This is a genomic window from Streptomyces sp. NPDC050997 (genome assembly GCF_040660135.1).
In the GTDB taxonomy this organism is placed as follows: domain Bacteria; phylum Actinomycetota; class Actinomycetes; order Streptomycetales; family Streptomycetaceae; genus Streptomyces.
In genome coordinates this window covers 36,760-44,531 of sequence record NZ_JBFAGK010000038.1, presented here as the reverse complement: position 1 = coordinate 44,531, position 7,772 = coordinate 36,760, and the positions used below count along the sequence as shown (strand labels likewise).

General features: G+C 72.8%; 7 protein-coding genes. 2 read left to right on the top strand and 5 right to left on the bottom strand.

Annotation, left to right across the window (positions count from 1 at the left end; all coding sequences use genetic code 11):
- Window positions 1–106: 106 nt before the first annotated feature.
- Genes AB0H86_RS42810 through AB0H86_RS42795 form a run of 4 tightly spaced genes read right to left on the bottom strand, consistent with a single transcriptional unit; the run spans window position 107 to window position 4,616 of the window.
- Complete coding sequence (locus AB0H86_RS42810) at window positions 107–1,000, bottom strand: DUF2510 domain-containing protein (RefSeq protein WP_362451554.1); 894 nt, start codon at window positions 998–1,000, stop codon at window positions 107–109.
- A gap of 27 nt (window positions 1,001–1,027) precedes the next feature.
- Entirely contained in the window at window positions 1,028–1,858 is an 831-nt protein-coding gene (locus AB0H86_RS42805) for a 3-oxoacyl-ACP reductase (protein WP_362451550.1), read from the bottom strand.
- A gap of 7 nt (window positions 1,859–1,865) precedes the next feature.
- A complete protein-coding gene (locus AB0H86_RS42800) occupies window positions 1,866–3,236 on the bottom strand; it encodes an aldehyde dehydrogenase family protein (RefSeq protein ID WP_362451548.1) in 1,371 nt (456 codons plus the stop codon).
- Window positions 3,237–3,245: 9 nt separating this feature from the next.
- A complete protein-coding gene (locus tag AB0H86_RS42795) occupies window positions 3,246–4,616 on the bottom strand; it encodes a glutamine synthetase family protein (RefSeq protein WP_362451546.1) in 1,371 nt (456 codons plus the stop codon).
- A gap of 85 nt (window positions 4,617–4,701) precedes the next feature.
- On the opposite strand from AB0H86_RS42795, the gene AB0H86_RS42790 reads away from it, so the two are divergent.
- Together AB0H86_RS42790 and AB0H86_RS42785 are read left to right on the top strand one after the other, a co-directional pair.
- On the top strand, window positions 4,702–5,436 hold the full coding sequence (locus AB0H86_RS42790; protein WP_362451544.1) for an FCD domain-containing protein: 735 nt from the start codon (window positions 4,702–4,704) through the stop codon (window positions 5,434–5,436).
- A 119-nt stretch (window positions 5,437–5,555) separates the two neighbouring features.
- A complete protein-coding gene (locus tag AB0H86_RS42785; RefSeq protein ID WP_362451543.1) occupies window positions 5,556–6,245 on the top strand; it encodes a gamma-glutamyl-gamma-aminobutyrate hydrolase family protein in 690 nt (229 codons plus the stop codon).
- Between the two features lie 12 nt (window positions 6,246–6,257).
- On the opposite strand, the gene AB0H86_RS42780 is transcribed toward AB0H86_RS42785, so the two are convergent.
- Window positions 6,258–7,226: an aminoglycoside phosphotransferase family protein gene (locus AB0H86_RS42780; RefSeq protein ID WP_362451540.1), complete on the bottom strand. Its 969-nt coding sequence runs from the start codon at window positions 7,224–7,226 to the stop codon at window positions 6,258–6,260.
- Between the last annotated feature and the right edge of the window lie 546 nt (window positions 7,227–7,772).

The following is a 7,772-nucleotide window of genomic DNA, read 5'->3' as shown; positions in this document are numbered from 1 at the left end:
CTCCTCCGCCTTGCAGCTGCACGCACCACACCCCGCTCAGGTCGGCCAGGAAGCACCGCTGCTTTCCTGCGGCCTGATCCAAACGACAGGCCCTAAGGCCGCGGCACTAGCTCGACGGCCCGAGGCTGCTGCCCACACCGCCGCCCGTGTCCGCGTCGCCGACCGCCCGGATCCCCTTGGTGATCCGGTCCATGTCGGCGAGCGGCGGTCCGTCCGGGCCCGCGTCGAAGACGAACCGTACGAGGACCGGTGACTCGCTGCCGACGCTGGAGGGAAAGACCAGCGACTGCACATAGCCGCCGGGGCCCTTGGCGGTCCGCACCCGCCAGCGCACGAAGTATCCGGAGCGGCCCGCCACCGCGACCTGCCCGGACCCGACCTTCTGGTGCGAGGTGATGCCGCCGTAGGGGCGCCGGTGCAGGGAGTCGCGGTCGTAGGCCGCGTCGGCCGCCTTCGAGATGTCCGCCAGGGCGAGGGCCGCGGGAGAGCGCACGTCGTTCTCGGTGACCGTGCGCGAGAGGACCAGGCCGTGCCGGCACAGGCCGACGCCGGCCGGGCAGTCGTACGTCCCGTCGTCCCTCATCATGACGACGTCGTCCTCGGCGACGTTCTCCGGCCTGGTCCAGCCGTCGCGCAACGGCAGGGTGATGCCGTTGAGTTGGTCCACCACGACGGCCGGGTCGTCGGCGGACGCGGTCGGTGAGGGCTCCTCGCTCGCGGGTTCCGACGTGGGGGCCACCGGCGTGGGCGCGGTGTTCACGTTCGTACCGCCGCCGCCGTTGTCGCGGAGTACGAACGCGCCCGTGACGATCGCGGCGACGAGGACGACCCCGGCGGCGCCCAGGGCGACGGCCTTGGCCCGCCCGGAGGCCCCGTCGGCGGCCTGGGGCCGCCCCACGGCCTCCGGGAAGCGCCGGTGGTCGGTCCACGTGGTCCCGTCCCACCAGCGCTCCAGATGCGGGCCCGAAGGGTCGGGGTACCAGCCGGGCGGAGGCGTCATGCTCATTCCGGAACTGTAGGGCGCCGCCTACAGCGGTGTGACGTACGCCCCCGAGATGCCGCCGTCCACCAGGAAGTCGGTGGCGTTCACGAAGGAGGAGTCGTCGCTGGCCAGGAAGGCGACGGCGGCGGCGATCTCCTCGGCCTCGGCGAACCGGCCGACGGGGATGTGGACCAGGCGGCGGGCGGCCCGCTCCGGGTCCTTGGCGAACAGTTCCTGGAGCAGGGGGGTGTTGACCGGGCCCGGGCAGAGCGCGTTGACCCGGATGCCCTCCCGCGCGAACTGCACGCCCAGTTCACGGGACATGGCCAGGACGCCGCCCTTGGACGCGGTGTACGAGATCTGGGAGGTCGCCGCGCCCATCCGGGCCACGAAGGACGCGGTGTTGATGATGGAGCCCTTGCCCTGGCGCCGCATGTAGGGGATCGCGGCCTTGCAGCACAGGTAGACGGAGGTCAGGTTGACCTCCTGGACGCGCTTCCAGGCCTCCAGGCCGGTCTCCAGGATGGAGTCGTCGTCGGGCGGGGAGATGCCGGCGTTGTTGAAGGCGATGTCGACGCTGCCGTAGGTGTCGTGGGCCGTCTTGAAGAGGGCCTCGACCTGCTCGGGGTCGGTGACGTCGACCTTCACGAAGATCCCGCCGACCTCGTCGGCGGCCGCCTTGCCGCGGACCTCGTCGACGTCGCCGCAGACGACGTGGGCGCCCTCGGAGGCGAGCCGGCGCACGGTGGCGAGGCCGATGCCGCTGCCGGCTCCGGTGATGACGGCGGTACGGCCGACCAGGCGGCGGCAGACGGTCTGTTCGGTCTGTTCGGTCGTGGAGGACTCGGTCGTGGACGACTTGGGTGACTCGGGCATGGGTGGCTCAGGCCTCCGTACTGATGAAGACGTTCTTGGTTTCGGTGAACGCGGCCAGGGCGTCCGGTCCGAGTTCGCGGCCGATACCGGACTGCTTGAAGCCGCCGAAGGGCGTCCAGTAGCGGACGCTGGAGTGGGAGTTGACGGACAGGTTGCCCGCCCGGACCGCCTGGGAGACGCGCAGGGCGCGGCCGAGGTCCCGGGTCCACAGGGAGCCGGAGAGGCCGTAGTCGGTGGCGTTGGCGAGGGCCACGGCCTCCGCCTCGTCCTCGAACGGCAGGACCACCGCGACCGGGCCGAAGATCTCCTCGACGGCCACCCGGGCGTGCGGGTCGACGCCGGTCAGGAGGGTGGGCGGGAACCAGAAGCCGGGGCCTTCGGGGACCTTGCCGCGAAGACCGGGGGCGTCCGGGTCGACGTACGAACGGACCCGGTCCAGTTGGGACTTGGAGATCAGGGGGCCCATCTGGGTCTGCTCGTCGGCCGGGTCGCCGACGCGTACCGACTCGATCCCGGGGGCCAGGAGGTCCAGGAAGCGGTCGTAGGCGGAGCGCTGGACGAGGATGCGGGTGCGGGCGCAGCAGTCCTGGCCGGAGTTGTCGAGGAAGGACATGGGTGCGGCGGCCGCCGCGGCTTCGATGTCGGCGTCGGCGAAGACGATGTTGGGGCTCTTGCCGCCGAGTTCGAGGGTGACGCGCTTGAGGAGCGCGGACCCCTTCGCCGCCACTCGCCTGCCGACGGCTGTCGACCCGGTGAAGACGATCTTCGCGACGCCGGGGTGTTCGACGAGCGCGTTGCCGGCGACGGGGCCGTGGCCGGGCAGCACCTGGAAGAGGTACTCCGGCAGGCCCGCTTCCAGGGCGAGTTCGGCCAGGCGCAGGGCGGTCAGCGGGGTCGTCTCGGCGGGCTTGAGGAGCACCGCGTTGCCCGCCGCGAGCGCCGGTGCCGTGCCCCAGGCCGCGATCGGCATCGGGAAGTTCCAGGGCGCGATGACGCCGACCACGCCCAGCGGTTCGAGGATCGTGACGTCCAGACCGCCGGCCACCGGGATCTGGTGCCCCGTCAGCCGCTCCACTCCCCCGGCCGCGTAGTCGAGCAGGTCGCGGACGTTGCCCGCCTCCCAGCGGGCGTTGCCGATGGTGTGTCCGGCCTCCCGGACCTCCAACTGTGCGAGTTCCTCCAGGTGTTCGTCCACGGCGACGGCGAACCGGCGCAGCAGCCGGGCCCGGTCGGCGGGCGCGAGGGCGGCCCACCCGGCCTGGGCCCTGGTGGCGCGTACGACGGCCGCGTCCACGTCGGCGGCGGTGGCGGCCGGGACGGTCGCGACCACCTCCTCGGTGGCCGGGTTGAGGACGTGGAGCTCAAGCTCGTTCGACAAGGAAGGACCTCACAAGCGTTCGAAGGAGCGGCGCAGCTCCCAGTCGGTCACCGCGGCGTCGAAGGCCTCGAGTTCGACGCGGGCCATGTTGCGGTAGTGGGCGACGACCTCGTCACCGAAGGCGGCCTTGGCGATCGGGCTTTTCTCCCAGAGCTCGGCGGCCTCACGGAGCGTGCTGGGGACGTGGGCGTAGCCGCCGGTGTAGGCGTTGCCGGTGCAGACCTCGGGCAGCTCCAGCTTCTGCTCGATGCCGTACAGGCCCGCCGCCACCAGCCCGGCCACCGCGAGGTGCGGGTTGACGTCGCCTCCGGGCAGCCGGTTCTCGAAGCGCAGGGATCGGCCGTGGCCCACGACTCTCAGGGCGCAGGTGCGGTTGTCGTACCCCCAGGCGACGGCGGTCGGGGCGAAGGAGCCCGGCTGGAACCTCTTGTACGAGTTGATGTTGGGGGCGTAGAGGAGCGAGAAGTCCCTCAGCGCGGCCAGCTGACCGGCGAGGAAGTACCGCATCACCTCCGACATGCCGCCCTCGTCCTGGTCGGAGCCGACCATGGCGTTGGTGCCGGCCGCGTCCGTGAGGGAGAGGTGGATGTGACAGGAGTTGCCCTCGCGCTCGTTGTACTTGGCCATGAAGGTGAGGGAGACGCCCTCCTGGGCGGCGATCTCCTTGGCGCCGGTCTTGTAGATGGCGTGTTGGTCGCAGGTGACCAGGGCCTCGTCGTAGCGGAAGACGATCTCGTGCTGGCCCGGGTTGCACTCGCCCTTGGCGGACTCGACGGTGAGGCCGGCCGCTGCCATCTCGTTGCGGATGCGCCGCAGCAGGGGCTCGATACGGCCGGTCCCCAGCACCGAGTAGTCGATGTTGTACTGGTTGGCCGGCGTGAGTCCCCGGTAGTCGGCGTCCCAGGCCTGCTCGTAGCTGTCCTTGAAGACGATGAACTCCAGCTCCGTGCCGACCTGGGCGGTGAAGCCGTGGTCGGCGAGACGCTCCAGCTGGCGGCGCAGGATCTGGCGGGGCGCAGCGACGACCGGGGAGCCGTCGTTCCAGCCGAGGTCGGCGATGAGCATGGCCGTACCGGCGTTCCAGGGCACGCGGCGGAGCGTGGACAGGTCGGGGTGCATGGCGAAGTCGCCGTACCCCCGGTCCCAGGAGGACATGGCGTACCCGTCGACGGTGTTCATCTCGGTGTCGACGGCGAGGAGGTAGTTGCAGCCCTCGGTGCCGTGGTGGAGGACCTCATCGAGGAAGAAACGGGCGGCGAACCGCTTGCCCTGGAGCCGCCCTTGCATATCGGGGAAGGCCAGGACGACAGTGTCGATCTCACCGCCGGCGACGAGGGTGTGCAGCTCCTCGATGCCGAGCGGGGGTGTGCGGTCTGCCACGGGAAAGCCTCCTTCGGCTTCTACGGTCAGCCGGAAGCCATAAGGTATTGCGGAGAACCATTGCTTGGGAAGGGGGAACGGCCATATGTCGCTGGACGCTGACGGCGGCCCGGACGACCGGCTGACGCCGGTGCTGCGACCGGTGCGGGCCGGCAACGGTTTCGAGGAGGCGCTGGAGCAGATCCTCCAGGTGGTCCGGCTGGGCCTGGTGCCGGGCGGTGAGCGGCTGCCGGCGGAGCGGGAGCTGGCGGAGCGGCTCGGGATCAGCCGGGTGACGCTGCGCGAGGTGCTGAAGGTGCTCCAGGACCAGGGGCTGGTCGAGTCGCGGCGCGGGCGGTATGGCGGAACGTTCGTTCTGCCGCGCACGGACGCCCGCGGCGAGGACGAGCTGCGGCGGCGGGTGGCCGAGGTCGACATCGAGGACGTCCTGCGTTTCCGTGAGGTGCTGGAGGTGGGGGCGGCCGGGCTGTGTGCCACGCACGGGCTGTCGGTGGAGCAGGCGGACCGGCTGCGGGAGGCCCTGGCGGCGACGCGGGACGCGCCGCTGTCCGAGTACCGCCGCCTGGACACCCTCCTCCACCTCACCCTCGCCGAGCTGTGCGGCTCGCCGACGCTGGCCGCGCGGTACGCGGCGGTACGGGCCTCGGTGAACGACCTCCTCGACTGCATCCCGCTCCTGGTGCGCAACCTGGAGCACTCCCAGCGTCAGCACACCGCTCTGGTCGAGGCGGTCCTAGACGCGGACGCGGACGGGGCGCGGGAGATGATGCGGGAGCACTGCGCGGGGACGGCGGCGCTGCTGCGGGGGTTCCTGGCGTGACGGACTCGACGGACGGGACGGACATGACGGTGGGGTCTGTCGCGAAGACGTCCGGGATGAAAAGGTTTGACCGTAGTCCATTGTTGTGACCGCAGCCCATCGAGGGGTCGGAGGGGTACATGTCGGGCAGGCCGCTGATCGGTGTCAGCACGTATCTGGAGGCCGGGGCGCGCTGGGGCCTGTGGGAGCTGGAGGCCGCGCTGCTGCCCGCCGGGTATCCGCGGCTCGTGCAGCGGGCCGGTGGCCTCGCGGCGATGCTCCCGCCGGACGCGCCGGAGCACGCCGCCGCGACCGTCGCCCGCCTCGACGGCCTGGTGATCGCCGGCGGCCCGGACGTGGAGCCGTACCGCTACGGCGCCGAGCCCGACCCGCGCACCGGCCCGCCCGCTGCCGCGAGGGACGCCTGGGAGCTCGCCCTGATCGACGCGGCCCTCACGGCCGGCGTCCCGCTGCTGGGGATCTGCCGGGGCATGCAGCTGCTGAACGTCGCCCTGGGCGGCACCCTCGTCCAGCACCTCGACGGGCACGCGGAGGTGCCCGGGGTCTTCGGCCGGCACCTCGTGAAACCGGTGCCGTGCACGTCGTACGCCGATGCGGTCCCCGAGGAGTCCTCGGTGCCGACCTACCACCACCAGGCCGTGGACCGTCTCGGCAGGGGCCTGATCCCCTCGGCCTACGCGGCCGACGGAACGGTGGAGGCCGTCGAACTGCCCGGCCCCTCCTGGGTGATGGGCGTGCAGTGGCATCCGGAGATGGATGACGATCTCCGGGTGATGCGGGCGCTGATCGAGGCCGCCATGACCCGCTGAGCCGTCGGGCCGCTACAACCGGTCGAGCCGCCGCTTGAGCCAGGCCAGGGCAGCGTCGCCCTGGGCCCGTTGGAAGGCGCGGAGGGTCGGGATGCCCGGGGGCGGGGGCAACAGGGAGTTCCGCAGGAAGTAACCGGCGAGGCCCGCGAGGGCGGCGGTGACGGCGTCCGGGTCGGCGTGCCGACCCAGGGGATGGCCGGTGAACACGTCCTCCGGGTCCGGGCCGCCCTGGGCGCGGACGCAGGGCAGCATGACGAGCAGGTCGAACCAGGGGGCGGCGCGCAGGGCGTGCGGCCAGTCGACGAAGACGACGCGGTCGTCGTCGGTGAGCAGGATATTGTCGGCGCGCAGGTCGCCGTGGGCGAGGGTGCCGCCGGTGACGGCCTGGGGCCAGGGCGCCGCGAGTTCGGCGAGGCGGGGCAGGTTCGTGGCGGTCCAGGTGCCGAGGCGGGCGGGTGGCAGCTCGTTGGCCTCCTGCCCGTCGAGGAGTTGGCGCCAGCCGTCGAAGGTGTGGCCGAGGGCCGTGGCGGCGGGCGGGGCGTCGAGCGGGGACGGGGTGAGGGCGCGGGCGAGTTGTCCCACGGCGTCCAGGACTCGGCGCAACTCGGGCTCCCGCCACGGGACATGGGGCTGGCGGCCGGTCACGTCCTGGTAGACGAGGGCTACCCAGGTGCCGTCGTCGTGGGTGCCGAGGAGGCGGGGGGCGGGGACGGTGGGTGGCAGGGCGGCCGCGTTGCGGGCCTCGGTGCGGTGGAGTTCCGGGCTGTGCGCGTTCGTGTCCACGCTGACCGCCTTGACGAAGGCGCGGCGTCCGTCGGCTGTGCGGACGCGGGCGGCGACGCCGGGGGAGAATCCGCCGGGCTGGGTGACGGCGTGGACGACGGGGGCGCCGAGTACGCCCGCGACGGCGTCGCGTACCGGTTCCGGGAGGTGTTCCCAGGGGGTGCGGAGGCCGGTGGCGGGCGGGGCGGAGGGGGTCATGCCCGTCATGGTGGGGGGCGCCTGCGGCAGCGCGCCAAGGCTTTTTGGCCCCCGCTGCCCCTACCCGTCCCATCCCCAGGGGCACAGCCCTTCGACCCACCGGGGGCAGCGCCCCGGGCCTCGCGGGGCTGCGCCCTCTGGACACCGCCGACCGCGCCCCAGCACTCCGCTCGGCAACGCCCCGAACCTCGCGGGGCTGCACCCCCTGGACACCGCCGACCACGCCCCAGCACCCCGCTGGGCAGCGCCCCGAACCTCGCGGGGCTGCGCCCCTGGACACCGCCGACCGCGCCCCGGCACCCCCGCGGGCCGCGCTCCGGACCCCCGCGGCCCGGACGGCCTCGTCCTCCGGCGCCGGGTGGGCCGGGTTGATGTGGGCGGAGGCCCTCGTCGGCCGCCCCGGTCCGCACGCCTGAGTGCGGGCTGTTCTGCGGGGTGGGGGTCGTCGGCGTCGAGGAGGGCGCCTCGCCCTGGCCGTCGCGCTCCGGACAGGTCGGCCGGGCTACCCCCGGGTCAGTGACAGCAGGTCCCTCGCCGGACCCACCG

Excerpts from the sequence above, each read along its gene's own strand:
- AB0H86_RS42810 (WP_362451554.1), bottom strand. The coding sequence starts at position 1,000 with ATGACGCCTCCGCCCGGCTGGTACCCCGACCCTTCGGGCCCGCATCTG.
- AB0H86_RS42805 (WP_362451550.1), bottom strand. The coding sequence starts at position 1,858 with ATGCCCGAGTCACCCAAGTCGTCCACGACCGAGTCCTCCACGACCGAA.
- AB0H86_RS42790 (WP_362451544.1), top strand. The coding sequence starts at position 4,702 with ATGTCGCTGGACGCTGACGGCGGCCCGGACGACCGGCTGACGCCGGTG.
- AB0H86_RS42785 (WP_362451543.1), top strand. The coding sequence starts at position 5,556 with ATGTCGGGCAGGCCGCTGATCGGTGTCAGCACGTATCTGGAGGCCGGG.
- AB0H86_RS42780 (WP_362451540.1), bottom strand. The coding sequence starts at position 7,226 with ATGACCCCCTCCGCCCCGCCCGCCACCGGCCTCCGCACCCCCTGGGAA.